This is a genomic window from Rhizobium sp. YTUHZ045 (assembly GCF_051124255.1).
GTDB lineage: Bacteria > Pseudomonadota > Alphaproteobacteria > Rhizobiales > Rhizobiaceae > Rhizobium.
In genome coordinates, this window is sequence record NZ_CP101432.1 from 338096 (window position 1) to 363796 (window position 25701).

Annotated in this window: 25 protein-coding genes; 21 read left to right on the forward strand and 4 right to left on the reverse strand. The window is 60.8% G+C overall.

The features are described 5' to 3' along the window. The 15 genes from flgK (at position 1) to folD (ending at position 13087) form a co-directional block, all read left to right on the forward strand. On the forward strand, positions 1 to 1488 hold the full coding sequence (gene flgK / locus NMA58_RS01715; RefSeq protein ID WP_434712078.1) for a flagellar hook-associated protein FlgK: 1488 nt from the start codon (positions 1 to 3) through the stop codon (positions 1486 to 1488). 3 nt (positions 1489 to 1491) lie between these two features. Continuing rightward, positions 1492 to 2538: a flagellar hook-associated family protein gene (locus NMA58_RS01720; protein WP_430956978.1), complete on the forward strand. Its 1047-nt coding sequence runs from the start codon at positions 1492 to 1494 to the stop codon at positions 2536 to 2538. Positions 2539 to 2572: 34 nt separating this feature from the next. Further along, positions 2573 to 2920, forward strand: a complete 348-nt coding sequence (gene flaF / locus NMA58_RS01725) for a flagellar biosynthesis regulator FlaF (protein ID WP_184457306.1) — start codon at positions 2573 to 2575, stop codon at positions 2918 to 2920. Next, a complete protein-coding gene (gene flbT / locus NMA58_RS01730) occupies positions 2917 to 3366 on the forward strand; it encodes a flagellar biosynthesis repressor FlbT (RefSeq protein ID WP_012482697.1) in 450 nt (149 codons plus the stop codon). The genes flaF and flbT overlap by 4 nt, the downstream gene beginning before the upstream one ends. Next, positions 3357 to 3782 (forward strand): flagellar hook assembly protein FlgD, encoded by a 426-nt coding sequence (flgD, locus tag NMA58_RS01735; RefSeq protein ID WP_085776974.1) that lies wholly within the window; start codon positions 3357 to 3359, stop codon positions 3780 to 3782. Before flbT ends, flgD begins: the two co-directional genes overlap by 10 nt. Positions 3783 to 3873: 91 nt before the next feature. Further along, positions 3874 to 4140, forward strand: a complete 267-nt coding sequence (gene fliQ, locus NMA58_RS01740) for a flagellar biosynthesis protein FliQ (protein ID WP_011424049.1) — start codon at positions 3874 to 3876, stop codon at positions 4138 to 4140. Between the two features lie 89 nt (positions 4141 to 4229). Then, on the forward strand, positions 4230 to 6317 hold the full coding sequence (gene flhA, locus NMA58_RS01745; RefSeq protein ID WP_085776975.1) for a flagellar biosynthesis protein FlhA: 2088 nt from the start codon (positions 4230 to 4232) through the stop codon (positions 6315 to 6317). Then, positions 6314 to 7066, forward strand: a complete 753-nt coding sequence (gene fliR / locus NMA58_RS01750) for a flagellar biosynthetic protein FliR (RefSeq protein ID WP_085776976.1) — start codon at positions 6314 to 6316, stop codon at positions 7064 to 7066. Before flhA ends, fliR begins: the two co-directional genes overlap by 4 nt. 7 nt (positions 7067 to 7073) lie before the next feature. Beyond that, positions 7074 to 7487 carry a hypothetical protein gene (locus NMA58_RS01755; protein ID WP_064800702.1) on the forward strand — a complete coding sequence of 138 codons (414 nt, stop codon included), beginning with the start codon at positions 7074 to 7076 and terminating at the stop codon, positions 7485 to 7487. A 31-nt stretch (positions 7488 to 7518) separates the two neighbouring features. After that, the gene (locus NMA58_RS01760; RefSeq protein WP_430956980.1) at positions 7519 to 8082 is read left to right on the forward strand and encodes a rod-binding protein; all 564 of its coding nucleotides are present in this window, start codon (positions 7519 to 7521) and stop codon (positions 8080 to 8082) included. Positions 8083 to 8093: 11 nt separating this feature from the next. Then, positions 8094 to 8459, forward strand: a complete 366-nt coding sequence (locus tag NMA58_RS01765; protein WP_003556590.1) for a hypothetical protein — start codon at positions 8094 to 8096, stop codon at positions 8457 to 8459. Then, positions 8459 to 8998 (forward strand): hypothetical protein, encoded by a 540-nt coding sequence (locus tag NMA58_RS01770; protein WP_434712079.1) that lies wholly within the window; start codon positions 8459 to 8461, stop codon positions 8996 to 8998. The genes NMA58_RS01765 and NMA58_RS01770 overlap by 1 nt, the downstream gene beginning before the upstream one ends. A 293-nt stretch (positions 8999 to 9291) precedes the next feature. Beyond that, positions 9292 to 10131: a WecB/TagA/CpsF family glycosyltransferase gene (locus tag NMA58_RS01775; RefSeq protein WP_434712080.1), complete on the forward strand. Its 840-nt coding sequence runs from the start codon at positions 9292 to 9294 to the stop codon at positions 10129 to 10131. A gap of 171 nt (positions 10132 to 10302) precedes the next feature. Beyond that, positions 10303 to 12066 carry a succinoglycan biosynthesis protein exop gene (locus NMA58_RS01780; RefSeq protein WP_434712081.1) on the forward strand — a complete coding sequence of 588 codons (1764 nt, stop codon included), beginning with the start codon at positions 10303 to 10305 and terminating at the stop codon, positions 12064 to 12066. Between the two features lie 121 nt (positions 12067 to 12187). Then, positions 12188 to 13087: a bifunctional methylenetetrahydrofolate dehydrogenase/methenyltetrahydrofolate cyclohydrolase FolD gene (folD, locus tag NMA58_RS01785; RefSeq protein WP_434712082.1), complete on the forward strand. Its 900-nt coding sequence runs from the start codon at positions 12188 to 12190 to the stop codon at positions 13085 to 13087. On the opposite strand, the gene NMA58_RS01790 is transcribed toward folD, so the two are convergent. After that, complete coding sequence (locus tag NMA58_RS01790) at positions 13088 to 14116, reverse strand: LacI family DNA-binding transcriptional regulator (protein WP_434712083.1); 1029 nt, start codon at positions 14114 to 14116, stop codon at positions 13088 to 13090. It abuts the gene before it with no gap. Positions 14117 to 14409: 293 nt separating this feature from the next. Between NMA58_RS01790 and NMA58_RS01795 the strand changes: the two genes are divergently transcribed. From NMA58_RS01795 to NMA58_RS01820, 6 genes are all read left to right on the forward strand, one after another. Next, positions 14410 to 15771 carry an ABC transporter substrate-binding protein gene (locus NMA58_RS01795; RefSeq protein ID WP_434712084.1) on the forward strand — a complete coding sequence of 454 codons (1362 nt, stop codon included), beginning with the start codon at positions 14410 to 14412 and terminating at the stop codon, positions 15769 to 15771. A 183-nt stretch (positions 15772 to 15954) separates the two neighbouring features. Next, a complete protein-coding gene (locus tag NMA58_RS01800; RefSeq protein WP_085776985.1) occupies positions 15955 to 16968 on the forward strand; it encodes a carbohydrate ABC transporter permease in 1014 nt (337 codons plus the stop codon). Position 16969: 1 nt separating this feature from the next. Then, positions 16970 to 18133, forward strand: a complete 1164-nt coding sequence (locus NMA58_RS01805) for a carbohydrate ABC transporter permease (RefSeq protein WP_221157669.1) — start codon at positions 16970 to 16972, stop codon at positions 18131 to 18133. A 33-nt stretch (positions 18134 to 18166) separates the two neighbouring features. After that, complete coding sequence (locus tag NMA58_RS01810; protein WP_085776987.1) at positions 18167 to 19819, forward strand: alpha-glucosidase; 1653 nt, start codon at positions 18167 to 18169, stop codon at positions 19817 to 19819. Positions 19820 to 19840: 21 nt separating this feature from the next. Then, a complete protein-coding gene (locus NMA58_RS01815; RefSeq protein WP_085776988.1) occupies positions 19841 to 20929 on the forward strand; it encodes an ABC transporter ATP-binding protein in 1089 nt (362 codons plus the stop codon). A 175-nt stretch (positions 20930 to 21104) separates the two neighbouring features. Further along, a complete protein-coding gene (locus NMA58_RS01820; protein ID WP_009996042.1) occupies positions 21105 to 21458 on the forward strand; it encodes a hypothetical protein in 354 nt (117 codons plus the stop codon). An 84-nt stretch (positions 21459 to 21542) separates the two neighbouring features. Here the strand turns inward: NMA58_RS01820 and edd are convergent, their stop codons facing one another. The 3 genes from edd to zwf all read right to left on the reverse strand — a co-directional run bounded on the left by edd (position 21543) and on the right by zwf (position 25626). Next, positions 21543 to 23363: a phosphogluconate dehydratase gene (gene edd / locus NMA58_RS01825; RefSeq protein ID WP_097600348.1), complete on the reverse strand. Its 1821-nt coding sequence runs from the start codon at positions 23361 to 23363 to the stop codon at positions 21543 to 21545. A gap of 78 nt (positions 23364 to 23441) precedes the next feature. Further along, positions 23442 to 24140, reverse strand: coding sequence for a 6-phosphogluconolactonase (gene pgl / locus NMA58_RS01830; RefSeq protein ID WP_434712085.1), 699 nt, complete (start codon positions 24138 to 24140; stop codon positions 23442 to 23444). A 10-nt stretch (positions 24141 to 24150) separates the two neighbouring features. After that, positions 24151 to 25626 (reverse strand): glucose-6-phosphate dehydrogenase, encoded by a 1476-nt coding sequence (gene zwf / locus NMA58_RS01835; RefSeq protein WP_085776991.1) that lies wholly within the window; start codon positions 25624 to 25626, stop codon positions 24151 to 24153. Positions 25627 to 25701: the final 75 nt, after the last annotated feature.

The following is a 25701-nucleotide window of genomic DNA, read 5'->3' on the forward strand; positions in this document are numbered from 1 at the left end:
ATGTCGCTCACGTCAGCACTTAATACCGCGCAGGGAATATTCAACAATACCGGCACGCAGAGCAGTGTCGTATCGAACAATATTTCGAATGCCGGCAACAAGGATTACGTGCGCCGGCAGGCGATGCTCACCACGTCCCTGAACGGCGCACAGGTCGTCAAGATCGACCGGGCGCAGGAAGATGCCCTGCTGCGCCAGTATTTGAAGTCGTCCTCTCAGGACAGCGCCCAACAGACCCTGCTCAGCGGTCTCGAGGATCTCAAATCGATCGTGGGTGGCAACGATTACGAAACGGCGCCATCCACCTATCTCGGTGTTTTCCAGCAGAAACTTCAGGCCTTCCGCACGACGCCGGGCAGCACCGTCGCTGCCCAGGGCGCCATCACCGCCGCCCAGGACGTCGCTAACTCGCTGAACAACGCGTCGACTTCCGTTCAGGACGTTCGCGCCAACGCCGACAAGCAGATCGCCACCGACGTCGAGAAGCTGAATACGCTGCTCAGCCAGTTCGAGACGGCCAACAATGCGGTGAAGACCGCCACGGCTTCGGGTACGGATGCATCCGGCGCTCTGGATGAGCGCGAGAAGGCTCTCAAGCAGATTTCACAGATCGTGGGCGTCAGCGCGACGACGCGCGACAACAACGACATGGTGCTGAGCACGACCGACGGGACGATCCTTTTCGAGACGGTTCCGCGCACCGTGACCTTCAAGTCCCAGGATGTCTATACCGCCTCCATCACCGGCAATTCGGTCTATATCGACGGTGTCGCGCTTGCGCGCGGCAGCGGATCGACGGCGACGGGGCAGGGAAGCCTTCAGTCGCTGCTGCAGGTCCGTGACGAGATCGCCCCGAACTTTCAGAAGCAGCTCGATGAAATCGCTCGCGGCCTGGTCTCGCTCTTCAAAGAGCAGAGCATCTCGGGCACCCCGACCTACGTGACCGGTCTCTTCACCTGGAGCGGCGACACGGTGGAGGCCGGCAGCTCTGCTGTTGCCGGCATGGCTTCGACCATCACCGTCAGCAGCACCGTCATCACCTCGCAGGGCGGCGACCCGATGCGCCTGCGGGATGGCGGCGTCAACGCCGACGGCGTCGTCAACAATCCGACCCACCTCAGCGGTTATACGACGGACCTCGACAGTCTTTATACTGCCTTGGGCTCCGACATGGATTTCGACCCGGCAACGGGAACGACGGTCGGCTTCGACGCCACGACGGGCATCGATTCCAACGTCAGCATCATGGAATATGCCACGAATTCCCTCGGCTGGCTCGAGCAGTACCGCAGCAACGCCACGACGGCGGCGGAGAACACCTCGGCGGCACTGTCGCGCTCCGACGAAGCCTATTCCAATGAGACCGGCGTCAACCTCGACGAGGAGCTGACGCTGCTCCTCGATATCGAGCAGTCCTACAAAGCGGCGACCAAGATCCTGAACGCCGTAGACGAAATGTTGAAGTCATTGCTGGATATTGCGAGTTAAGCCATGAAGAGCTCATTTATTTCAAGTTCGGCCATTCAAAATGCGATGCGGTTGACGATCCGTCAGGCGCAGAACCAGATGACGAAGGCGACGATGGAAGCAACGACGGGAGTCTATGCGGATATCGGCGTCTCGCTCGGCGGCAATGCGGCCAGGAGCGTGGATTTCACTCGCGAGACCGACAGAATAGACTCGATCAAATCAAGCAATTCGCTTGTCAGCGCACGCATGGAATCCTCGCAGCTCGGTCTTTCCAAGATGAAGGATGTGGGCGATGGCCTTGTTTCGAAGCTGACGGCGTTGCAGGGCAGCCACGATCCGGGCAGCGTCACCGTCGCCATTCAGTCGGCGACCAGCGCACTTTCGACCATGATGGATACGGCCAATACCATGGTGAACGGGGAATATCTGTTCTCCGGCATCAACACGGACGTACAGCCGCTGACCGACAAGACGACCGCTACGAGCGCCGCCATCGTTACTGCGCTGAACACTTATGCGACCGGCCTCGGCAAGGGCGTTAGCGACCTCACCGGTGATGAAATGGAGACCTTCATTACGACGACGGTTGAGCCGATGTTCAGCGAAGCGAACTGGACCAACACGACCACCGGCTGGTCGCAGGCATCGAGCCAGAATATGACGAGCCGCATCAGCAACTCGGAAGTGATCGAATCCTCGACCAATGCCAATTCCGAAGGCATGCGTTATATGGCGCTTGCCTCGGTCATGACAACCGCGCTGCTCGGGCAGGACCTCAGCACCGATGCAATGACGACGGTGTCCAAGCAGGCCATCAGCTACACGGCCAAAGCCACAAGCGGTCTCGTGACGCAGGCAAGCCAGCTCGGCCTCTCCCAGGAGCGCGTCAAGAAGTCCAATGACGCTCTCGACGCTCAGTCGAACATCATCAAGAACAAGCTGGTCGATCTTCAGGGCGTCGACCCGTACGAAGCTTCGACTCTCGTCAAGACTTTGGAAACGCAGCTTGAAACCGCTTACACGATCGTCTCGAAGATCCAGCAGTTGAGTCTTGTGAACTACCTTTGATGAGCAAAGGCGCGCAATAAAGAAGGATGCATGAATGTATCAGTTCTCATATGCCGAAGTCATGCAGGACTCGGTGGCCGACGCGAAAGAGCGGGAATGGCAAGTTCTTGACCGGTCCATAGAGCTGCTGTCGTTGGCGCGCGACAAGGAAAAATATGGTCGGGAAGCCATCGAAGCCCTGTTTTATACGCGCCGGGTGTGGATCAGTTTTATCGAGGATCTGAAACATCCGGAAAACCAGCTGGATATCCAGCTCAGGGCTAACCTCATCTCGATTGCGATCTGGATATTGAAGGAATGCGACAGGATCAGAAAACGTCTGTCTAATAACTACCAGGGCATCATCGACGTTACCACCATCATCAGGGATGGACTTAAATGAAAAGTACACTTCGCATTTCTCTGAAAGCCGGAGAAAGAATCTTCATCAACGGCGCCGTCCTGCGTGTCGACCGCAAGGTCGCGCTGGAATTCCTGAACGATGTGACATTCCTTCTCGAGAATCACGTTCTCCAGCCGGAAGGCGCAACGACGCCCCTGCGTCAGCTCTATTTCATCGCGCAGATGATCCTCATCAATCCCGAGGGCAAGGATCACTCGACGGCGATGTTCCGCAAGTCGATCACCATGCTGCTCACCTGCTTCAAGAACGAAGAGATCCTCGCTGAGCTGAAGCGGATCGATGCGCTTGTGTCGACCGGCCGCGCCTTCGACGCCTTGAAGGCGATCCGCGGTCTCTACGCGATCGAAGACAATATCCTCAACAATCACGAACTGCCGCCGACGATGGTCGAGCAGATTCGCAGGGAGATCGCACCATGGCGGTAGACGCAACGTCAAGCGTGACGAGTTCGACCACGACGAGCTCGAGCTCAACTCAGAGCAAGGCGACGCTGAACTACGACAACTTCCTTCAGCTGCTCATCGCGCAGATGAAGAACCAGGATCCGACCGATCCGATGGATGCAAGCGAACAGGTCGCTCAGCTTGCCACCTTCTCGCAGGTCGAGCAGACGATCCAGACTAACACCAAGCTGGATACACTCCTGGCAAGTTCGAGCCTGACCCAGGCCAGCAGCTATGTCGGCAAATATATGGAAAGCGCCGACGGCACCGTCAAAGGCGTCATCGATTCCGTGAAGGTTTATTCCGACGGCATCATTGCGACGACCACGGATGGCGATAAGATACTCGTGCAGGCGGGAATCACTGTCGCCGACGAGGCGCCGAGCAGCAGCTCCTGACGCAAAGGGGCGCCAGCGCACCTGACAATGCCGATCAATCGCAGCCCTGTCATAGCGGGGCTGCTTCGAGGCGATATGAGGTTGCCTTCAGATGAATGAAGCTGATGCATTGGATCTGTTTCAGGCCGCAATCTGGACGGTCCTGATTGCCTCCGGTCCGGCGGTTCTCGCTGCGATGGTGGTGGGTCTCGTCATTGCCTTGATCCAGGCGCTGACCCAGGTGCAGGAAGCGACACTGACCTTCGTGCCGAAGATTGTCGCGGTGCTGGTCGTGGTCGGAATCACCGCCCCCTTCGTCGGCTCACAGATCTCCATTTTCACCAATCTGGTCTTTTCGCGCATTCAGTCGGGTTTCTGAGCCACCTTCGCGCAAGCTTCGCCATTTAATTCTCGATCCGAATTGGGCGGACTCATGTCCGCCTCCTCTCATGAAGAGACGGAATCGTCATGGCGCAACCACCTGCACTCCCCCTTCCGAAAGTCGCCCCGAGCCTGCGCGATATCGGTTTTGCCCTCGGCATCATCGGCATCATCTGCATTCTCTTCCTGCCGATCCCGCCGTTCCTGATCGATATGGGGCTGGCCTTCTCGATTGCTTTCTCGGTGCTGATCCTGATGGTCGCGCTATGGATTCAGAAGCCGCTCGATTTCTCGTCTTTTCCGACCATTCTGCTGATCGCAACGATGACACGATTGGCGCTCAACATCGCGACGACCCGCGTCATCCTGTCCCACGGCAATGAAGGCCACGATGCGGCCGGCGGCGTCATTGCCGGTTTCGCCAGTCTCGTCATGTCCGGCGACTTCGTCATCGGGCTGATCGTCTTCCTGATCCTCATCACCATCAACTTCATCGTCATCACCAAGGGTGCCACGCGTATCGCCGAAGTCGGCGCGCGTTTCACCCTGGACGCCATCCCCGGCAAGCAGATGTCGATCGATGCCGATCTCTCGGCCGGCATCATCGATGAAAAGGAAGCCCAGCGCCGGCGCAGGGAGCTCGAAGAGGAGAGCTCCTTCTTCGGGGCGATGGATGGTGCGTCGAAATTCGTGCGCGGCGATGCCGTCGCCGGCCTCATCATCACCGCGATCAACGTCTTCGGCGGCATAATCATCGGCTATTTCCGTCACGGCATGCCGATCGGCGAAGCGGCCGACGTCTTCGTCAAGCTCTCCGTCGGCGACGGCCTCGTCTCGCAGATGCCGGCCCTCATCGTTTCGCTCGCAGCCGGCCTTCTCGTGTCACGCGGCGGTACGACCGGCTCCACGGACCAGGCTGTCGTCAACCAGCTGAGCGGCTATCCCCGCGCGCTCTCCGTCTCGGCCGTCTTGATGTTCGTTCTCGGCCTGATGCCGGGCCTGCCGACCATTCCCTTCACCGTCCTCGGCGGTCTTCTCGCCTTCGGCGCCTGGTTCATTCCGCGGCAGGTCGAGGCTGAAAACAAGCTTCGCCGCGAACAGGAGGAAAAGAAGGTCGTCCAGAGCAAGGAGCTGGAGAAGGATTCGGTCAAGTCGGTGCTCCGCACCTCCGAGATCGAGCTCGCGCTCGGCAAGATGGTGTCGACCCGCCTGCTCGGCGCTCACCAGGAGCTGGCGTTCCGCGTCGGCAAGATGCGCAAGAAGTTCGCCACCCAATACGGTTTCGTCGTGCCGGAAATCAAGGTCACGGACGACATCGCCATTCCCGAGAAGTCCTATCAGATCCGCATCCATGGCACGACGGTCGCATCCAACCTGCTGCGCGTAGGTGAAGTCCTGGTCGTCACCGGCGCCGGTCGCAAGCCGAGCATTCCCGGCGACGAAATCCGCGAACCTGCTTTCGGAATGCCGGCCGTCTCGATCCTCGAAAACTTCGCCGACGATCTGAAACGCGAAGGCTTCCAGCCGATCGACAACGTCTCCGTCGTGCTCACGCACATGAGCGAGGTCATCCGCAACAACCTGCCGCAACTTCTATCCTACAAGGACGTCAAGGTGCTGATCGACCGCCTCGACCCGGAATACAAGAAGCTTGCCGATGAGATCTGCTCATCGCACATGTCCTATTCCGGCCTGCAGGCGGTGCTCAAGCTCCTACTTGCCGAGCGCGTTTCGATCCGCAACCTGCATCTCATTCTCGAAGCGGTGGCCGAGCTTGCCCCGCATGTCAGGAAGACCGAGCAGATCGTCGAGCATGTCCGCATCCGCATGGCCCAGCAGCTCTGCGGCGATCTCGCCGATAATGGCGTCTTGCGTGTGTTGCGCCTCGGCAGCAAATGGGATCTCGCCTTCCACCAGGCCCTGAAGCGCGATGCCAAGGGCGAGGTGATCGAATTCGACATCGATCCGCGCAGCCTGGAGGAGTTCAGCGAGCAGGCCAGCAAAGTTATCCGTGAGTTCATGGATCGCGGCCTGCCATTCGCCCTTGTCACGTCGCCGGAAACACGCTCCTATGTGCGCATGATCATCGAACGGCTGTTCGCCACGCTCCCGGTCCTGTCGCATGTCGAATTGGCCAAGGGCATCGAGATAAAGATTTTGGGCTCGATTTCATGATAACAGACCCGCAAGGGACGGTTCTTGCGCTGTTTCTGGTTTTCTGCCGGATCGGCGGCTGTGTGCTGGTTCTTCCGGGTTTTTCCTCGGCGCGCGTGCCTGAGCAGCTGCGCGTCTTCATTGCTCTCGCGCTGTCGATCGCCGTCATGCCGCTGCTCTGGGATACCGTTTATCCCGCCGTTCATACGGGATCCGCGACCTATATCGGCCTGATCTTCAGCGAATCACTGATCGGCGTGATGTACGGCATGCTGGCCAGACTCTATACGCTCGGCATGCAATTCGCTGCGACGATCCTCGCCATGATGGTCGGCTATACCCAACCGGGTTCGGCCGATGTCATCGAAGACACTCCCGAGACCAGCCTTTCCGCCTTCATCACCTTTGCCGGCATCATGATTCTCTTCATCATGGATTTCCATCACATCGTCTTCCGCGCCCTGATCGATTCCTACACGACCATGCCTTTCGGCGGCTTGGTGCAGATGCGCGCGACGCTGATCTCCTTCACCGACACGCTCGAGCAGACGACCTACATCATGCTGCGGCTGTCGAGCCCCTTTCTGATCTACGGCATGATCTTCAACGTCTCGATCGGCTTCATCAACAAGCTGGCGCCGCAGATCCCGGTCTATTTCATTTCCACGCCCTATCTCCTGATGGGCGGGCTCTTCCTTCTTTACATCTCGATTGCGGCGCTGGTCAGCCAGTTCGGCCAAGCCTTCAGTTCGATCTATATCGGGCGATGAGGCTGTCATGATCGAGAAGAGCCGCTCCCAGAAGCTCAAGCGTCTCCTGTCGGTGCAGCGGCATATCGAAAGGATGGCGGAAAACGATCTGGCCGAAACCAGCCGTCAACGCATCGAGGTCAATGCGGCGATGGACGATGTCATCGTCGCGCTTGGCTCGATGGATCCCGTCCACCACGCTTTCTCGCAGAATTATGCCGATCGATTCGGCCGGCTCACCATCAAGGATCAGCAGCTGACCGGCATGCAGCAGATCCACGAGATGCGGCTGTCGCGCGAGCGCGCCAAGGCCGATCGGCTCGAAGAGGGCATGAAAGAGGCCTTGGACGCTGAGCGCCGCGAGGCCGACGACAATGCCGTTTACGATGTAATCGATCAGCAATTCGCAACGCCAGCCTCCAGCAAGCTTCAAAAACCATAATCGTTGCGATCTTAATTCAGAGGATTGTAACGTGGCTATTTCGCCCCCCAGTGATCTGGTCCTGGACGTGGTCAAAGCTGCCGACCCCATGGAGGTTCAGGCAGCCCAGGAGAAATTGAAGGCAAACCGTGCGGCCTTTGCCGCGACGAGCCTCGCCGAGAACGGCAAGGGCTTCTCCAATACGGTCGACGTTCTCGATCATATCGGCCAGAAGAGCGGCCTCTCCAACATCCAGAACCGCACCAAGGCCGAGGAGGTTCCGGAAAGCTACCGGAAGTTCGAGGCCATGGTGCTGCAGAACTTCGTCAAGTCGATGCTGCCGAGCGAGAGCGAAGACGTTTACGGCAAGGGCGCGACCGGCGACATCTGGAAGGGCATGATGGCCGAGCAGCTCGGCAACACCATGGCCAAGGGCGACGGCATCGGCATCGCCAAGCAGATGTACAGCGAGCAGCTGCGCCGCCAGGAAGGCAAGATCGTCAACGCTTCGACCGATGATCGCGACCGCAACACAGCGCTCAGCATGATCGACGACTTCCAGCGCAGGACCTTCGGCACGCCGACCGCCGACTCCAAGACAGCAAGCGACACATAATCGAGGACACAATGGAAATAGTTTCGAACGAATACAGGATCAAATCCGTTCTCGGACGCCTCGAGATGATCATCGACAATGAGAACACCCGGATCGGCAACGATCCGCAATTTGATCTCAAGGTCTCCAACGCGCACAAGAGCCGTTGCCTCTACGAGCTGTCGATGCTTTTCCGCGATACCGATCCGGCCGAGCTTGCCGCTGCCCATCTCGATCAGCTGCACGGCCTGAAAAAGAAACTGGTTCTGAACGCCAGGCGTGTCGAGGCGCATCTCGAAGCGGTTCGTGCCGTGGCCGACCTCCTGAAGAATGCGGTTCAGGACGCCGACGCCGACGGCACCTATTCCCAGGAACAATTCGCCGCGCGTGGAAACTGATGGTCAAGCTCGTCCTTACCGGTATCTGGGTTTGCGCCATCACCTTGGCCTCGGTCTATTTTTCGGTGTACCTGGCGACGGCGCCGGCACCCGCGGCAACGGATTCCAAGCAGAGCGCGCTCGAACTGGTGAAGGGTGAAACGATCACTGTGCCGGTCATCGGCGACGGTGCGATCACCGGTTATTTTCTCGGCCGCATTTCCTTCATGATGAAGAAGGACATGCTGAAGGGCGTGACCTTGCCGCTCACCGAGATGACGACCGACGAACTTTTCAGCCTGCTCGTCGGCAACAAGATGGTCGATCTTGCCCACATCAAATCCTTCGACCCGAAAGCCTTTCGCGATGAGATCAGGAAGGGCATGAACGAGCGCCTCGGCGGCGAGTATGTCGCTGACGTGATGCTGGAGCAGCTCGATTATCTCTCCAAGGAAGAGGTCAAGGAAAATTCGGCCGGTCAACCGAAGAAGCTCGGCGCACCGGTCAAGATCGTCGAGGGCGCCCCAGCCGAGGAAGCATCGGCCCCGCCCGCCCATTGAAGCAACCGATCATCGATGCACAAACGGCGCCTTCGGGCGCCGTTTGTCGTTGGGCCGCCTTTGGTTAACAAACTACTTATGCGAGCATCAAAATCCAAGGAATTTTCCTAAGGGTTGTTTGAAACCGTCCTGCTATATCAGGTGGCACAGCTTGGCATGCGCCGTTTTCCGCGATCGGGGCGACGCCGTCCATGCGTGACGCGACCGGTTCTTTCGAGACCTCCGGGGTGCGGAAATATGGGCTTGTTTTCCGGGATTTCGGGCGCATGAGGCACCCTCGGCAGGAGGTAGGAATGAATTTGATTGCAAACTTCGCGGTGCTTGCGTCGCGGCGGACGATCTTCGATCTGCCGGTCTGCGATCTCGGCTGGGACGATGCCCTCGTTTTTATCAACGAGCTGGCGTCCATTCCCGTCGGCCAGACCGTGGTTTGCTTCGTCAACGCCCATAACATGCTGACGGCGCTGCGCGACGATGAATATTACCGGATCATGTCGCACAACTTGGTGCTGCCGGATGGTATCGGCCTCAATATAGCATCGCAGATCGCCCATGGTGGGCCATTTCCCGCCAATCTGAACGGCACCGACTTCGTGCCGGCCCTGCTCACCTTCATGGAGACCCCGCGCCGCATCGGTCTCATCGGAGGCAAGCGCTCGGTCGTCGAGGCGGCGGCGGAAAATTTCCGCAAGCACACGCCCTGGCATGAGTTTGTGGTTATTTCCGATGGATTTTTCGACAAGGTCGACTCCACGGATGTCATCGAGGAGGTCGAGCGCCAGAAACTCGATATTCTGATCGTCGGCATGGGGACGCCGCTGCAGGAGAAATGGGTTCATGACAATATTCGTGCCGACCATGCGCGCCTGGTGCTGACGGTGGGCGCGCTCTTCGACTTCGTGTCCGGCGCCGTGCCGCGGGCGCCGAAGACCGTACGGATGATGCGTCTGGAATGGGCCTATCGCCTGATACAGGAGCCCGCGCGCCTGTGGCGGCGCTACATCGTCGGCATTCCGGTCTTCCTCTTTCATGTCCTGCGCTACCGCTTCCGCCGGCGCGAAAGAATGCTCAGCCATCCGGAAGAGGCCCGCAGCGTCGTGCAGCCGGCGGCCGATCGCAAGAAGGCGAGCTGAGCCTGGAGTGTCCGCGCGTTTGACGCGCAGCAGCGCTATCGAGAATCGGACCGCAATTCTTGCCTGCTGCGGTTAACCATTTCTTTGCCATGAATATTTAGAGTGACTTAATCATCTGCTTCGCATGCGGATGAGTAAACTCGGCCATCATGTGCATGAGATGTGGCGCAAATGTACGATAGCAGGGCCAGAAGTAGTTTTCTCGATCACGCAGCCACAAGGCCGCGCGCCCATGACAATCCCTATCGGCCGCCCCGATCAAACGGACCGGATATCGCCCCGCCCGAAGCCGACCTGCTGCGCGCCATCGGCCGCGTGCTGGAAGAGCAGCGCATGAGGGCGGCGCCCGAGGCGCCGCTCGTCGACCGCATCGAAACAATTCTCGGCAACCGCCTCCGGGCTGCCAATGATGTCGGCCATCGTCTTCCGCCGGAATCAGCGCGATATGAGGAGCCGGTGGCTTCCGCCGGAGAGCCGGCGATTTCGGTCGAACCGCTTGCCGCAATTCATCAGGAAACGCTCGATCCCCGCCCGGCAGCACTGCAACGCCGCGCGGACAGGGCCGGCCTTGCGGTAACGGTCGCTGCCGCAACGATCCTGGGCGCCGGCCTGCCGATGCTGATGCCGGCTGCGCCCGTCCTCTACCGCGCCGAAACGACGCTTGCTGTGAGAACGGATGCCGCAAGCCGCGCCGCTTTCACGCAGGCTGCGGCGAAGGGACTGCTGTCGGCGCGCGTGGCTGCGTCGACAGTCGCCACCCTGAAGCTCGATCACGATCCCGAATTCGTCGGCACGGGCGCCAATGCATTCGCCGTTGCGCTCGATCTTCTCTCGGCGACCGGTGCTGCCGCCGATCCGGCCTCGCGCGCCGAGGTCGCGCTGAGACGTGCAGTCGAGATTGTGCCCGATGCCGCCGCCGGCACGATCCGGGTGCGGGTGACGACCGGCGACGGCGCCAAATCCACCCGCATCGCCGCAAGGCTGGCCGAGGCAGCGGGCGGCGACGCACGCGGCGGCAACGCCGAAACCGACGCGGTTTTGCGCAAGGCCTATGACGAGGCTCAGGCGGAGCTTGCCGCCTTCACGGCAAAGAGCGGCGAAGGCAACGTCAAGGTGGCGATCGATCTTCGCCGCCAGATCGACCGGCTTGATGCCGATCTGAAAGAGGCAGACCAGAACATTCTCGCGGCCAAGGCGCAGGCCGACCGGCTGAAGGCGGCGAAGCTTGCCGGCGTGCTGGACGGTTCCGTGCCCTCCGACATGCTCTCGCCGGCGATGCAGGACTGGCGCGACAAATATGCGGTCGCCAGGACGACGCTTGCGCAGCTTTCGGCTGAGCTTGGCCCGCGTCATCCGCGCCTGTTGCAACAGCAGGCCGAAACCGACGGCCTCAAGGAGAACATGGGCAGGGAGCTTGCCCGGCTCGCACAGGTCGCCAATGCCGCCGCCAAGGCTGCGGTCGATGCACGCAAGGGCCTCAACGACCGCCGCAACACGCTGATCGCCCAGAGCCGGGATACCGGCGTCGATCTGTCGCGGCTGACCGAGCTGCGCGAGAAGGCGAATGCCGCCCGCTCGCGCCTGGATGATGCGACGTCCGCATCGGCGACAGCCGGCGACGGCCATATCACCGTTTTGAAACCGCCGCTGACATCGGCGGTATCGGCAAAGAGTGGTCTGACCGGCCGCGCTCTGGCCGGCGCCGCCACGGGCCTGGCAATCGGTCTTGCCCTGGCTTTCCTGCTGTCCTTGCGCAAATCCGTCGCGTCTCCTGCAACGGAGTTGCCGGCATCTCCGCCCGTTGCTTCTCCGCCGCCATTGCCCGTGCCAGCCCCGGCGGCGGTCGACGAGATCGCGCTACTGCGCTCCGAAATCTCAGGCCTGCGGGACCGGCTTCGGGTTCATGTGATGGAAACGCGGCAACCGCGGCGCTGAAGCACCCATTTCCTTGCAAATTTGATATTGCCTTGCCGCTTTCCGACAGGATAGGGCGTTAGCGGGCATTTGACGCTCGTCAACTATTCCTAGATTGACGCAAAACAGGGCGGAGAGACGCGTGACGACAGTAATCGACGGCAAGAACGTAGCTGCATCGGTCATTCAGACGGTCAAGAGTGCGACGGCAGCGCTGGAAAAGATGAGCGGCGTTACGACAGGCCTTGCGGTTATCATCGTCGGCGACGATCCGGCAAGCCACGCCTATGTCGGCTCCAAGAGCCGCATGGCCAAGGAATGTGGTTTCAAGTCCGTGCAGCACACGCTGCCGGCGGACACGAAGCAGGAAGAGCTCGCAGCGCTTGTCGCCACGCTTAATGCCGATCCGTCGATCCACGGCATCCTGGTGCAGTTGCCGTTGCCGAGACCGCTCGACAGTGAGCCGATCATCCAGTCGATCCTGCCGGAAAAAGATGTCGACGGCCTCAGTGTCGTCAATGCCGGCAAGCTCGCCACCGGCGACCTGAAGACCGGTCTGGTCTCCTGCACGCCGGCCGGCGCCATGGTCTTCGTCCGCCGCACCCATGGCGAGGATCTCTCCGGGCTCAATGCCGTCGTCATCGGCCGTTCCAACCTGTTCGGCAAGCCGATGGCGCAATTGCTGCTCAACGCCAATGCGACGGTGACGATGGCTCACTCCAGAACCAGGAACCTCGCCGAGGTCTGCCGCAATGCCGATATCCTGGTCGCCGCCGTCGGCCGGCCGGAGATGGTCAAGGCCGATTGGGTCAAGCCCGGCGCGATGGTGATCGACGTCGGCATCAATCGCGTCCCGGCTCCTGAGAAAGGCGAGGGCAAGACCCGGCTCGTCGGCGACGTGGCCTTCCGCGAAGTCTCCGAAGTCGCCAGCACCATCACGCCGGTGCCCGGCGGCGTCGGGCCGATGACCATCGCTATGCTGATGGCCAACACCGTCATCGCCGCTCATCGCGCTGCAGGGCAGACACCGCCGCAGTTCTGATTATGGCTGCTGTGGGGCAGGGCCGGTCGAGGCCCTGACGATCAGTTCGGTTTTCCACAGCTCCTGTTCGGGAAAGGGGCCGGCCTGTTTCACCGTGCCGATCAGCCGCTGCGCGATGCGAACGCCTGCGGCCCGCAGCGAGGAGCGCGTCGTCGTCAGCGGCACCGAGAAGTTTTCCGGCTTCAAGAGCGGCAGCACGTCGTCATGGGCGATCAGTGAAATGTCCTCGCCGAGCCGCAATCCCGCCTGGTTGACCGAGCGGATCGCCCCGAGTGCCATCACCGTGCTGGAGCAGAGGATCGCCGTCGGCCGTTCCGGCAGTTGCAGGAACCGTTCCATCGCCAGCAGCCCCTGTTCGTCGGTCATCAGCGCGTGGCTGATGCAATCCTCCTCAAGCGTGAGGCCGCGTTCGGCAAGCGCTGCGATGACGCCGTTTCTTCTGCGGATGGCGAAATCGAGATGCATCGGCCCGTTCATCAAAGCAAAACGCGTATGGCCGAGCTGTAGCAAGAGCCGCGTTGCGTCGTAGAAGGCCCCTTCATTGTCGATGTCGAGATAGGGATAGTCCAGCTCCGCGCCGAAGGAGCGACCGTGCACGACATAGGGCATGGAGAGCGACTTCAGCATGGGAAGCCGCGGGTCGTGGCCGCGCATATAGGCGACGAACAGCGCATCGACATTGCCGCTGATCGCAAGGCGCCGGAGCGCCGCCACCTCGTCGTCCGGGTCGGATGGCATGATGACGAAATGGAAATCGTGGCGCACGGCCTCCTCGCCGAGCCCGGCCAGAAATTCGCCGAAATGCACGTCGGACTGGTGGCCGGGAGCCGTCGGCATGACGAGGCCAATCGAGCCTGCCTTGCCAGTCGCAAGCCGCTGGGCAGCCTTGTTCGGCCGGTATCCGGTTTCCTTGACAGCCTGGAGCACGCGCTCCCGGGTCGCTTCGTTGACCTCGGGATAGCCGTTCAGCGCCCGGCTTACTGTCGTCTGCGAAAGCCCAAGCAATTCCGATAGCTGTTTGAGATTCACCTGCTATGCTTCCTCCCGGCCCGCTTGGCGCCTCGACAGGCAAGCCGCCTCCCAGCGACATCCAAAGCGCTTTCAATTATGTATTCAGTTGGCGCGCTTGACTCAAGAAAAATCGCTCCATATTGCCCAAGAGAAACCGGTGGACGGCACTATTCTGCATGTCTGCGGCGGCTTTTCGCGAAATGACTTGACTTCGATCCACCGAAAGTGGAATGAGTTGGGTGCCAAAGCGCTTTGAAAATTTCCGTTGAAGAAGTTTGGCGCTGTTGAGTTTGTGATGGGAGGTTGATCACATGAAAAAGTCATTTTTGATGAGCGTTGCCGTGGTGACGCTTTTTGCCGGTGCTGCGTCCGCGGCCGATCTGAAGTTTGCGCCGGGAGAAGATGCCAAGTTCAACTGGAAGAGCTATGACGAATTCAAGGCCACGCACGCCGATCTGAAGGGTCAGCCGCTGACGATCTTCGGGCCGTGGCGCGGCGAGGACGAGACGTTCTTCAGGAGCGTTCTCGCCTATTTCACCGAGGCGACCGGCATCGACGTCAAATACTCCTCTTCCGAAAACTACGAACAGCAGATCGTCATCGACACGCAGGCGGGTTCGCCGCCGAACGTCGCCATTCTGCCGCAGCCGGGCCTGCTGGCCGATCTCGCCGGCAAGGGCTTCCTGACGCCGCTCGGCGACGACAATTCCAAGTGGATCAAGGACAATTACGGCGCCGGCGACAGCTGGGTCGGGTATGGCACATACAAGGGCAAGGACGGCAAGGAAGCCTTCTACGCCTTCCCTTATAAGGCCGACGTCAAGTCGCTCGTCTGGTACGTGCCGGAGAATTTCGAGGAAGCCGGCTATAAGATCCCGACGACCATGGAAGAGCTCCATGCCCTGACCGACCAGATCGTCAAGGATGGCGGCGTTCCCTGGTGCATCGGTCTCGGTTCCGGCGGCGCGACCGGCTGGCCGGCGACCGATTGGGTCGAGGACATCATGCTGCGCATGCAGCCGCCGGAAGCCTACGACAAGTGGACGACCAACGAGCTGAAGTTCACCGATCCGGCCGTGGTTGCCGCGATCGACGAATTCGGCAAGTTCGCCAAGAACGAGAAATATGTAAACGGTGGTGTCGCAGCCGTGGCCTCGACCGATTTCCGCGACAGCCCGAAGGGCCTCTTCACCGTTCCGCCGAAGTGCTACCTGCACCATCAGGCCTCGTTCATACCCTCCTTCTTCCCTGAGGGCACGAAGCTCGGACAGGACGCCGACTTCTTCTATATGCCGACCTATGCTTCGCATCCCGAACTCGGCAAACCGGTGCTCGGCGCCGGCACGCTCGTCTCGATCACCAAGGACTCGAAGACGGCCCGCGCCTTCATCGATTTCCTGAAGACCCCGATCGCACACGAGGTCTGGATGGCGCAGTCGAGCTTCCTGACACCCTACAAGGGCGTCAGCACGGAGGCCTATGCCAATCCGCAGATGAAGAAGGAAGGCGAGATCCTGACGTCGGCCACCACCTTCCGCTTTGACGGTTCCGACCTGATGCCGGGCAAGATCGGCGCAGGCGCCTTCTGGACGGGCATGGTCGATTTCGTCGGCGGCAAGACTGCCGAAGAGGCGGCCGGCGAAATCCAGAGCGCCTGGGACGGCATCAAATAATCGTTAATACGATGCCGCCGGTTTGCCGGCGGCATGGCCTCGTGACTGGCCGGGTTCTCAAAGAGCCCGGCCTTCGCGGGATATATTGTGACTGGGCAATCAAACAGATTGACGGTGGCCGGCCTTGATCCGTCAGAATAAAATCCGGTCGGAATGAAATCAGGGGAAGCAGGGGAGGGCGAAATGCTGTTGCAGATAGTGTCCGCTTTGGGCGTCGTGGTCGTGGCCGTTGTCGCGTGCTCGGCCTATTTCTATTTTTCGAACAAGATTCTGGATCTGGCTCTGCCGGTGAAGGATGGCGACATCCGCGCCGCATCGCGCAACCTCAACCGGCGCGCACTGATCCGGCCGTGGTTGTTCATCGGGCCGGCGCTGTTCCTGCTTTTCGTCTACCTCGTTTATCCCGTCGTCGCGACCTTCATCCTCTCCTTCTACGACCGCACCGGTCTGCAGTTCGTCGGCCTTGCCAACTACAAATGGGCGATTGGGGACCGCGAATTCCGCCAGTCGATCTTCAACAACATCCTCTGGCTTGCCGTCGTGCCGGCCGCCTGCACCTTCTTCGGCCTTGTCATCGCCGTGATGACAGACCGCATCTGGTGGGGCAATATCGCCAAGAGCATCGTCTTCATGCCGATGGCGATCTCCTTCGTCGGCGCATCGGTCATCTGGAAATTCATCTATGAATATCGCGGCGGTAACGACGTCCAGATCGGCTTGCTGAACGCCATCGTCCAGCTCTTCGGCGGCACGCCGGAAGTCTGGATCTCGGTTCCTTTCTGGAACAATTTCTTCCTGATGATCATCCTGATCTGGATCCAGACCGGTTTCGCCATGGTCATCCTGTCGGCGGCGCTGCGCGGCATCCCGGAAGAGACGATCGAGGCCGCCGTCATCGACGGCGCCAATGGCTGGCAGATCTTCTGGCGCATCATGGTGCCGCAGGTCTGGGGCACCATCGCCGTGGTTTGGACGACGATCACCATCCTCGTCCTCAAGGTCTTCGACATCGTGCTGACCATGACGAACGGCCAGTGGCAGACAATGGTGCTGGCGAACCTGATGTTCGACTGGATGTTCCGCGGCGGCGGCGATTCCGGCCGAAGCGCCGTCATCGCCATCATCATCATGCTTGCCGTCACGCCGATCATGATTTGGAACGTGCGCCGTGCCAACCGCGAACTGAAGGGCCATTGAGATGACCGCTGTCGGAAGCTACTTCAAGATCGGTCCCGCCCGTCTCTTCGTTCACCTCGCCGTTCTGCTGATCGTCATCATCTGGCTGATCCCGACGCTCGGCATCTTCGTCAGCGCGCTGCGCGACAAGGACCAGATCGTCGTCTCCGGATGGTGGACGGCCTTTGTCGGCTCGACGCAGACCGTCGCCGTCCGCCTGGGCACGCCCGATCAGCAAAAGCAGGAAGGCGCCACTTACGTCATTTCAGGCAATGTGCTGGAAGGGCAGACCGGCCGCTCGGTAAAAGCCTTCGGCAACCGCGTGCAGCAGCCGGCCGCTTTCGAAGCCGGCGAGACCGCCGATCTCGGTGATGGCGAAATGCTGCAGATCAACAGCGACGGCAGCTATCGCTATACCAAGAACACGGCCTTTTCACCTGACGAGCGGCCGCGGCGCATCTACGTGTCCGTCTCGGCGCCGCCGCAATTCACGCTGCAGAACTACAGGACGGTTCTGACCGGCGAAGGCATCGGCCAGTCCTTCATCAATTCGCTGACGGTGACGATCCCGGCGACGATCATCCCGATCCTGATTGCCGCTTTTGCCGCCTATGCCCTGAGCTGGATGGAGTTTCCCGGCCGCGCGCTGCTGATTGCGCTCGTCGTCGGCCTCATCGTCGTGCCGCTGCAGATGTCGCTGATTCCGCTGCTTCGCCTCTACAACGAGATCGGCAATATGCTCGGCCAGCCGTCAAAGACCTATCCCGGCATCTGGTTCGCGCACACCGCCTTCGGCATGCCGCTCGCCATCTTTCTCCTGCGGGCCTATATTGCCGGCCTGCCGAAGGAGATCATCGAATCCGCCCGCGTCGACGGCGCGAGCGACTTCGAGATTTTCACCCGTATCGTTTTGCCCTTGTCCTTCCCGGCACTCGCCTCCTTCGCCATCTTCCAGTTCCTGTGGGTATGGAACGACCTGCTCGTCGCCATGGTCTTCCTCGGCACCGATCAGGATCACCTCGTGCTGACCGGCAGGCTGAACGCGCTGCTCGGCTCGCGCGGCGGCAATTGGGAGATTTTGACGGCGTCGGCCTTCGTCACTATCGTCGTGCCGCTGCTCGTCTTCTTCGGACTGCAGCGTTATCTGGTGCGTGGTCTGCTGGCGGGTTCGGTCAAGGGCGGCTGACAATCCCCCGAAATGTGACGAACAGGATATCTCATGAACGTGGCTTCCCAATCGATCTTGACCGCCGACAAGGACTGGTGGCGCGGCGCGGTGATCTATCAGATCTATCCGCGCTCCTACCAGGATTCGAACGGCGACGGCATCGGCGATCTCAAGGGCATCACCGCCCGCCTGCCGCATGTGGCGAGCCTCGGCGTCGACGCGATCTGGATCTCGCCCTTCTTCACCTCGCCGATGCGCGATTTCGGTTACGACGTTTCCGATTACGAGAATGTCGATTCGATCTTCGGCACGCTGGTGGATTTCGACACGATGATATCAGAGGCCCATCGCCTCGGAATCCGCGTGATGATCGACCTCGTCATCTCCCACAGCTCGGACCAGCACCCCTGGTTCGTGCAGAGCCGTTCCAGCAAGACCAATGCCAAGGCTGATTGGTATGTCTGGGCCGACGCAAAACCCGATGGCTCGCCGCCGAATAACTGGCTGTCGATCTTCGGCGGCTCCGCATGGGCGTGGGACCCGACGCGCATGCAGTATTACCTGCACAATTTCCTGACCTCGCAGCCGGATATGAACCTGCATAACCCGGAAGTGCAGGATCGTCTGCTCGATGTCGTGCGCTTCTGGCTCAATCGCGGCGTCGACGGTTTCCGCCTCGATACCATCAATTTCTATTTCCACGATCCGCTCTTGCGCGACAACCCGGCGCTTGCGCCCGAGCGGCGCAACGCCTCGACGGCGCCGGCGGTCAATCCCTATAACTTCCAGGAGCATATCTACGACAAGAACCGGCCGGAGAACCTTGCCTTCCTGAAGCGTTTCCGCGCCGTGCTCGAAGAGTTCCCGGCAATCGCCGCCGTCGGCGAGGTGGGTGACAGCCAGCGCGGCCTCGAAATCGTTGGCGAATATACCTCCGGCAATGACAAGATGCACATGTGTTATGCCTTCGAGTTCCTGGCGCCCGATCCGCTGACGCCGGAGCGCGTCGAGGAGGTGATGGAGGATTTCGAAGCTGCCGCACCCGATGGCTGGGCCTGCTGGGCCTTCTCCAATCATGACGTCATGCGTCACGTCAGCCGCTGGGGCGGGCTGGTCGCCGATCACGACGCCTTCGCCAAACTCTATGCCTCGCTGCTCTTGACGCTGCGCGGCTCCGTCTGCCTCTACCAGGGCGAGGAGCTGGCGCTGACGGAAGCCGATCTCGCCTATCAGGATCTGCAGGATCCTTATGGCATTCAGTTCTGGCCTGAGTTCAAGGGCCGCGACGGCTGCCGCACGCCGATGGTCTGGGACAGCCACGTCGCCCAGGGCGGTTTTTCAACCGTCAAGCCCTGGCTGCCGGTACCGGTCGAGCACATCCTGCGCGCGGTCAACGTCCAGCAGGGCGACGAGACTTCGGTGCTGGAGCACTATCGCCGCTTCATTGCCTTTCGCAAGTTGCATCCGGCCTTTGCCAAGGGTGAAATCGAATTCGAGGAGGCGCAGGGCGACAGCCTGGTCTTCACCCGCGAATACGGCGATGAAAAGCTGCTCTGCATTTTCAACATGAGCCCGGCCGAGACCGGCGTCACTCTGCCTGCGGGAGAGTGGCAGGCATTGACGGGCCATGGCTTTACCAGCAACAACTATGGCGACAAGATCGATATTCCGGCCTGGGGGGCGTATTTCGCCCGTCTCGCTTAAGGATCAGGAGGGGAGTGACAAATGACTGGACTGACACTGAAGGACATCCGCAAATCCTACGGTTCCGTGGATGTTCTCCATGGTATCGACCTCGATATCAAGCAGGGCGAATTCATCGTCTTCGTCGGTCCGTCCGGTTGCGGCAAGTCCACGCTTCTGCGCATGATTGCCGGTCTCGAGGCGATTACCGGCGGCGAGATGTATATCGACGGCCAGCTCGTCAATGACGTGCCGCCATCGAAGCGCGGCATCGCAATGGTCTTCCAGTCCTACGCGCTCTATCCCCACATGACCGTCTACGACAATATGGCCTTCGGCATGAAGATCGCCGGCGAAAGCAAACAGGAGATCGACCGCCGTGTCCGCGCGGCGGCCGAGAGCCTGCAGCTGACCAAATATCTCGACCGCCTGCCGAAGGCGTTGTCGGGCGGCCAGCGCCAGCGCGTGGCGATCGGCCGCGCCATCTGCCGCGATCCCAAGGTCTTTCTGTTCGACGAGCCGCTGTCCAACCTCGATGCAGCGCTGCGCGTTGCCACCCGTATCGAAATTGCCCGCCTTAACGAGCAGATGGCCGATACGACGATGATCTACGTCACCCACGACCAAGTCGAGGCGATGACGCTCGCCGACCGTATCGTCGTCCTCTCGGCCGGCAATATCGAGCAGGTCGGCGCGCCGCTGGAGCTCTACGAGCGTCCCGCCAACCTATTCGTCGCAAAATTCATCGGCTCGCCCGCCATGAACATCATTCCCGCGACGATCGCCGGGACCGGCAGCCAGACGACCGTGACGCTGACCGGCGGCATGTCGGTGACATTAGATGTGGCGACCGAAGCCTCCGAGAAAGGCAAACAGGCGAGCTTCGGCGTTCGTCCCGAAGATCTGAGGATCGCCGATGGGAGCGATTATGTTTTCGAGGGCGAAGTCTCGATCGTCGAGGCGCTCGGCGAAGTGACGCTGCTTTATATCGAGGGCCTGGTTCCCGGTGAGCCGATCGTCGTCAAGTTGCCGGGCATTTACGATGTCCATAAGGGCCAGAAGATGCGCTTTGCCGCCGATCGGCAGAAGCTGCATCTCTTTGACGCGACCGGCCATACTTACCGGAAATGAGGTAGCCATTTCTGGGGGAATAATTCCGAGAATTATACTTGGCGGGCCGGATTATCACTTTCTGTTAAAGATCGGCTGCTAACTTTTCCTCATCAATTTACGAGGGGGACAAGCAGTGGCCGCTTCCAATCCATCACAGCCAAGATCTCACTTCCTGAGCAAGGAAGAATCCTTCATGTATGACCGCGAGGCGCGGTTCAAGATGGAGGACACGATGAATGCCGCGCGCATCGAATATACGGAAAAGGGTGTCATGCACGCGGCTTCGCGCCGCTGCGATATCGTCCGCATCTCGATGAGCAGCGCGACGCTCGCCATCCTGACCCAGTTCAACCTGCCGAAGCAGTTCTATCTGGATATTCCAGATGCCCGCATCACCAAGGTCGGCTGCCTGCTGATGAAGGTGAATGCCAACAACACGATCGAGGTGCGCTTCCTGCGACTGCTGACCCAGAAGGAACTCAACAAGATCTTCGTCTACAGCACGCACCCGGCGCACAAGGATTACGTTCTCGATATCCGCGCCTAAGGATATCACCGGACCTGATACAGAAAACCCGCGGGGTGCTTCGTGCGCACCCCGCGGGTTTTTGTTTGCTCCGGGCGTTCATGCTCAGTGGAAGAGCACGCTCGCACCCTGATCGGAAGCGCCGACGGCGCGGCGGAAGGGGGCGAAGAGTTCACGGCCCATGCCGAATTCATTGTCGGAGAGATCGATGCTCACCGGCTCGCGCTCGGCCATGTCGGCGGCGTCGACCAGCACTTCGAGCGTGCCCTTGATCGCGTCGAGGCGAATGATGTCGCCGTCCCGGATGCGGGCGATCGGGCCGCCATCGACGGCTTCCGGAGTGACGTGGATCGCCGCCGGTACCTTTCCGGATGCGCCGGACATGCGCCCGTCGGTCAGGAGCGCCACGCGGAAGCCGCGATCCTGCAGCACGCCGAGCGGCGGCGTCAGCTTGTGCAGCTCCGGCATGCCGTTCGCCTTCGGCCCCTGGAAGCGCACGACGGCGACGAAATCGCGGTTGAGCTTGCCTTCCTTGAAGGCGTCCTGCAGTTCCTGCTGGCTGTGGAAGATGATCGCCGGCGCCTCGATGACGTGGCGCTCCGGCTTGACGGCCGAGATTTTGATGACCGCCTTGCCGAGGTTGCCGCGCAGCATCTTCAGCCCGCCATTCGCCTGGAAAGGTGTCTCGATGTTGGCAAGCACCTTCGGATCGTGGCTCTTGTCCGGCGACGGTTCGCGTAACACGGTGCGGTTCTCGCCGAGGCGGGCATCGACCGTATAGGCTTCGAGGCCCTGGCCGAAGACGGTGCGAACGTCGTCATGCACCAGCCCGTGCTTCAAGAGTTCCTTGATGAGGAAACCCATGCCGCCGGCCGCCTGGAAATGGTTCACGTCGGCAAGCCCGTTCGGATAGACGCGAGCAAGCAGCGGCACGATTTCGGAAAGCTCGGCGATGTCCTGCCAAGTCAGCTGAATGCCGGCTGCCCGCGCCATGGCGACGAGGTGCAGCGTGTGATTGGTCGAGCCGCCGGTCGCATGCAAGCCGACGACGCCGTTGACGACGGAGCGCTCATCGATCATCTCGCCGGCCGGCGTGAATTCGTTGCCGAGTGCCGTGATCGCCAGCGCCCGCTTGGCGGCTTCGCGCGTCAGCGCTTCGCGCAGCGGCGTGCCGGGGTTGATGAAAGAGGATCCCGGCATGTGGAAACCCATGATCTCCATCAGCATCTGGTTGGAATTGGCGGTGCCGTAGAAAGTGCAGGTGCCGGGGCCATGATAGGACTTCGATTCCGCCTCCAGCAACTCGGCGCGGCCGACCTTACCCTCGGCAAAGAGCTGGCGCACGCGCGACTTCTCGTCATTCGGCAATCCCGTCGTCATCGGACCGGCCGGAACGAAGATCGACGGCAAATGGCCGAAGGATAGGGCCGCGATGACGAGGCCCGGCACGATCTTGTCGCAGACGCCGAGGAAGAGGGCGGCATCGAACATGTTGTGGGATAGGCCGACGCCCGCGGCCATGGCGATCAGGTCTCGCGAGAAGAGCGAGAGCTCCATGCCAGGCTGTCCTTGGGTGACGCCGTCGCACATGGCGGGCACGCCGCCGGCCACCTGGGCGACACCGCCAGCCTCGGCGGCCGCCTCGCGGATGATTGCCGGATAGGTCTCGAACGGCTGGTGGGCCGAGAGCATGTCATTATAGGCGGTGATGATGCCGAGGTTGGGGACATGGTCACCGGCGAGCGCGTCCTTATCGGCGGGGGAACAGATGGCGAAGCCGTGGGCGAGGTTGGCGCAACCGAGCACCGAGCGCTGCACACCCTTTGAAGCTGCGGCGCGCAGGCGGTCCAGGTAGCGCTCGCGGGTCGGCTTCGAGCGTTCGACGATGCGATCCGTGATCGCAGAAATGCGTGCATGAGCGGACATGGAAAATCCCTGCCTTATTCGTTGTCTCTATCTCTCTCGGCGGTTCCGGCCTGAATCCGGATCCGGGTCTGGGGCCGATCAGGGAGCCCAGTAAATCTCGACCGGGGAAGTGGCCCGGCGCAGAACGGCGCGGATCGGCATCTCTGCCTCGTCACCGCTGCCTTCCGCCTTGGCGAGAACGTCTTTTTTGCCTTCGCCCTCGATATGGAGCACCAGGAGTGCGGCATCCTGAAGACTGGAGAAGGTGAAGGTCAGGCGCGGCTCGCCGGCTCCTTCCGCTTCCATCGGGATGACGCCGCGCGGCGTCGATGCGTCGAGCGCCTGGGCAAGATTGCTGCCGCCCGGAAAGAACGAGGCCGTGTGGCCATCGCCGCCCATGCCGAGGATCACCACGTCGAAGGGGATGCCGATTTCGGCGCTCTTTTCCGTCGCAAGCCGTGCCGCTTCCTCGACTGAGGATGCCGGCTGGTAAAGCGGCACGAAACGCGCCGCCTTCGCCTTGTCCTGCAAGAGATTGGTATCGACCAGCAGATGGTTCGAGCGGGCATTATCGGCCGGAACGAAACGTTCGTCCACCAGCGTGATCGTCACCTTGTCCCAGGCAATGTCGCGTGTCGAAAGCGCCTGAAAGAAGGCCTTCGGCGTCGAACCGCCGGAAACGGCCATGGACGCCGCACCTCGAGCGGAGATGGACGCCGAGAGCGTATCGGCAACCTTATCGGCGAGGCTGCCGGCGAGTTCGGCGGCACTGGCGAAGGAATGCAGGGTTGAGGCCATCGATGTCGTCCTAGATGTCGTCATGCCAGGTGCGGCCGTCGCGCTCGATCAGCGCGATGGCCTGGCTCGGGCCCCAGGTGCCGGCTGTATAGCCCTGCACCTGCTGGCCGGTCGTTTCCCAACCCTTGAGGATCGGATCCACCCATTTCCAGGCGGCTTCGACTTCGTCGCGGCGCATGAACAGGGTCTGGTTGGAACGGATCACGTCCATCAGCAGGCGCTCGTAAGCGTCCGGATTGCGGACATTGAACGCCTGGGCGAAGCTCATGTCGAGCGATACGTTGCGCAACCGCATGCCGCCCGGACCCGGATCCTTGATCATCAGCGACTGCTTGACGCCCTCATCCGGCTGCAGGCGGATGATCAGCTGGTTGGCGACGATGCGTCCGGCCGCCTGGTCGAAGATCGCATGCGGGATCGGCTTGAAGGTGATGACGATCTCGGACATGCGTCCGGTAAGCCGCTTGCCGGTTCTGATGTAGAAGGGAACGCCCGCCCAGCGCCAGTTATTGATCTCGGCCTTGATGGCGACGAAAGTCTCGGTGTTCGAGACGCCGCCTTCCAGCTCTTCGAGATAACCCTTGACCGGGCCGCTTCCCGAAGCGCCGGCGCGATACTGGCCGCGGACCGTCGCCTGCTCGACATTGGAGGCATCGAGCGGCTTCAGGGCGCGCAGCACCTTCAGCTTCTCGTCGCGAACGGCTTCCGAATCCATCGACGATGGTACTTCCATCGCCGTCAGGCAGAGCAGCTGCAGGATGTGGTTCTGCACCATGTCGCGCAGCGCGCCGGCCGTATCGTAATAGCCGGCGCGGCCTTCGAGGCCGACCGATTCCGCCACGGTGATCTGCACATGATCAATATAGTTGGCGTTCCACAGCGGCTCGTAGAGCGCATTGGCGAAACGCAAGGCCATCAGGTTCTGCACCGTCTCCTTGCCGAGATAGTGGTCGATACGGAAGATCTGCTCTTCCTTGAAGACGCGGCCGATCGTGTCGTTGAGTTGCAGCGCCGAGGCCAGATCACGGCCGATCGGCTTCTCGACGACGATGCGGGTCGATTTGGTGATCAGCTTGTGGTCATGGATCTTCTGGGAAATATCGCCGAAGATGCCGGGCGCAACCGCCAGATAGAAGGCGCGCACCCGGTCCCTGCTTTCGTCAAGCAGTTTCTTCAGCTGATCCCAGCCCGTGTCAGTGCGGGCGTCGACCGAAACATAGTAGAGGCGGGCACAGAACTTTTCGACCTCCGCGTCGTCGTATTCGCCTTTCTTCAGGTGTTCCTTCAGCGCATCCTTGGCGAACTTGCGATATTCCTCATGCGAAAGCGGGCTGCGCGAGGCGCCGATGATACGCGTCGGTTCCGTGAACTGACCTTCGATCTGGCGATGGTAGAGCGCAGGCAGAAGCTTACGTTCGGCAAGGTCGCCGCTGCCACCGAAGACGACATAATCAAAAGGCTCAACGGGAATGATCTGGCTGCTCATGAGCTTGTCTCTCAATCAGGCTGGTTGGCGGCCCTTTTAATCTAATCGATTTAAAAAAGCCAGTGTGCAGTGCAA

Coding starts and splice junctions, on each gene's coding strand:
- flgK (WP_434712078.1), top strand. CDS start 1: ATGTCGCTCACGTCAGCACTTAATACCGCGCAGGGAATATTCAACAAT.
- NMA58_RS01720 (WP_430956978.1), top strand. CDS start 1,492: ATGAAGAGCTCATTTATTTCAAGTTCGGCCATTCAAAATGCGATGCGG.
- flaF (WP_184457306.1), top strand. CDS start 2,573: ATGTATCAGTTCTCATATGCCGAAGTCATGCAGGACTCGGTGGCCGAC.
- flbT (WP_012482697.1), top strand. CDS start 2,917: ATGAAAAGTACACTTCGCATTTCTCTGAAAGCCGGAGAAAGAATCTTC.
- flgD (WP_085776974.1), top strand. CDS start 3,357: ATGGCGGTAGACGCAACGTCAAGCGTGACGAGTTCGACCACGACGAGC.
- fliQ (WP_011424049.1), top strand. CDS start 3,874: ATGAATGAAGCTGATGCATTGGATCTGTTTCAGGCCGCAATCTGGACG.
- flhA (WP_085776975.1), top strand. CDS start 4,230: ATGGCGCAACCACCTGCACTCCCCCTTCCGAAAGTCGCCCCGAGCCTG.
- fliR (WP_085776976.1), top strand. CDS start 6,314: ATGATAACAGACCCGCAAGGGACGGTTCTTGCGCTGTTTCTGGTTTTC.
- NMA58_RS01755 (WP_064800702.1), top strand. CDS start 7,074: ATGATCGAGAAGAGCCGCTCCCAGAAGCTCAAGCGTCTCCTGTCGGTG.
- NMA58_RS01765 (WP_003556590.1), top strand. CDS start 8,094: ATGGAAATAGTTTCGAACGAATACAGGATCAAATCCGTTCTCGGACGC.
- NMA58_RS01770 (WP_434712079.1), top strand. CDS start 8,459: ATGGTCAAGCTCGTCCTTACCGGTATCTGGGTTTGCGCCATCACCTTG.
- NMA58_RS01775 (WP_434712080.1), top strand. CDS start 9,292: ATGAATTTGATTGCAAACTTCGCGGTGCTTGCGTCGCGGCGGACGATC.
- NMA58_RS01780 (WP_434712081.1), top strand. CDS start 10,303: ATGTACGATAGCAGGGCCAGAAGTAGTTTTCTCGATCACGCAGCCACA.
- NMA58_RS01795 (WP_434712084.1), top strand. CDS start 14,410: ATGAAAAAGTCATTTTTGATGAGCGTTGCCGTGGTGACGCTTTTTGCC.
- NMA58_RS01800 (WP_085776985.1), top strand. CDS start 15,955: ATGCTGTTGCAGATAGTGTCCGCTTTGGGCGTCGTGGTCGTGGCCGTT.
- NMA58_RS01805 (WP_221157669.1), top strand. CDS start 16,970: ATGACCGCTGTCGGAAGCTACTTCAAGATCGGTCCCGCCCGTCTCTTC.
- NMA58_RS01810 (WP_085776987.1), top strand. CDS start 18,167: ATGAACGTGGCTTCCCAATCGATCTTGACCGCCGACAAGGACTGGTGG.
- NMA58_RS01815 (WP_085776988.1), top strand. CDS start 19,841: ATGACTGGACTGACACTGAAGGACATCCGCAAATCCTACGGTTCCGTG.
- NMA58_RS01820 (WP_009996042.1), top strand. CDS start 21,105: ATGTATGACCGCGAGGCGCGGTTCAAGATGGAGGACACGATGAATGCC.
- edd (WP_097600348.1), bottom strand. CDS start 23,363: ATGTCCGCTCATGCACGCATTTCTGCGATCACGGATCGCATCGTCGAA.
- pgl (WP_434712085.1), bottom strand. CDS start 24,140: ATGGCCTCAACCCTGCATTCCTTCGCCAGTGCCGCCGAACTCGCCGGC.
- zwf (WP_085776991.1), bottom strand. CDS start 25,626: ATGAGCAGCCAGATCATTCCCGTTGAGCCTTTTGATTATGTCGTCTTC.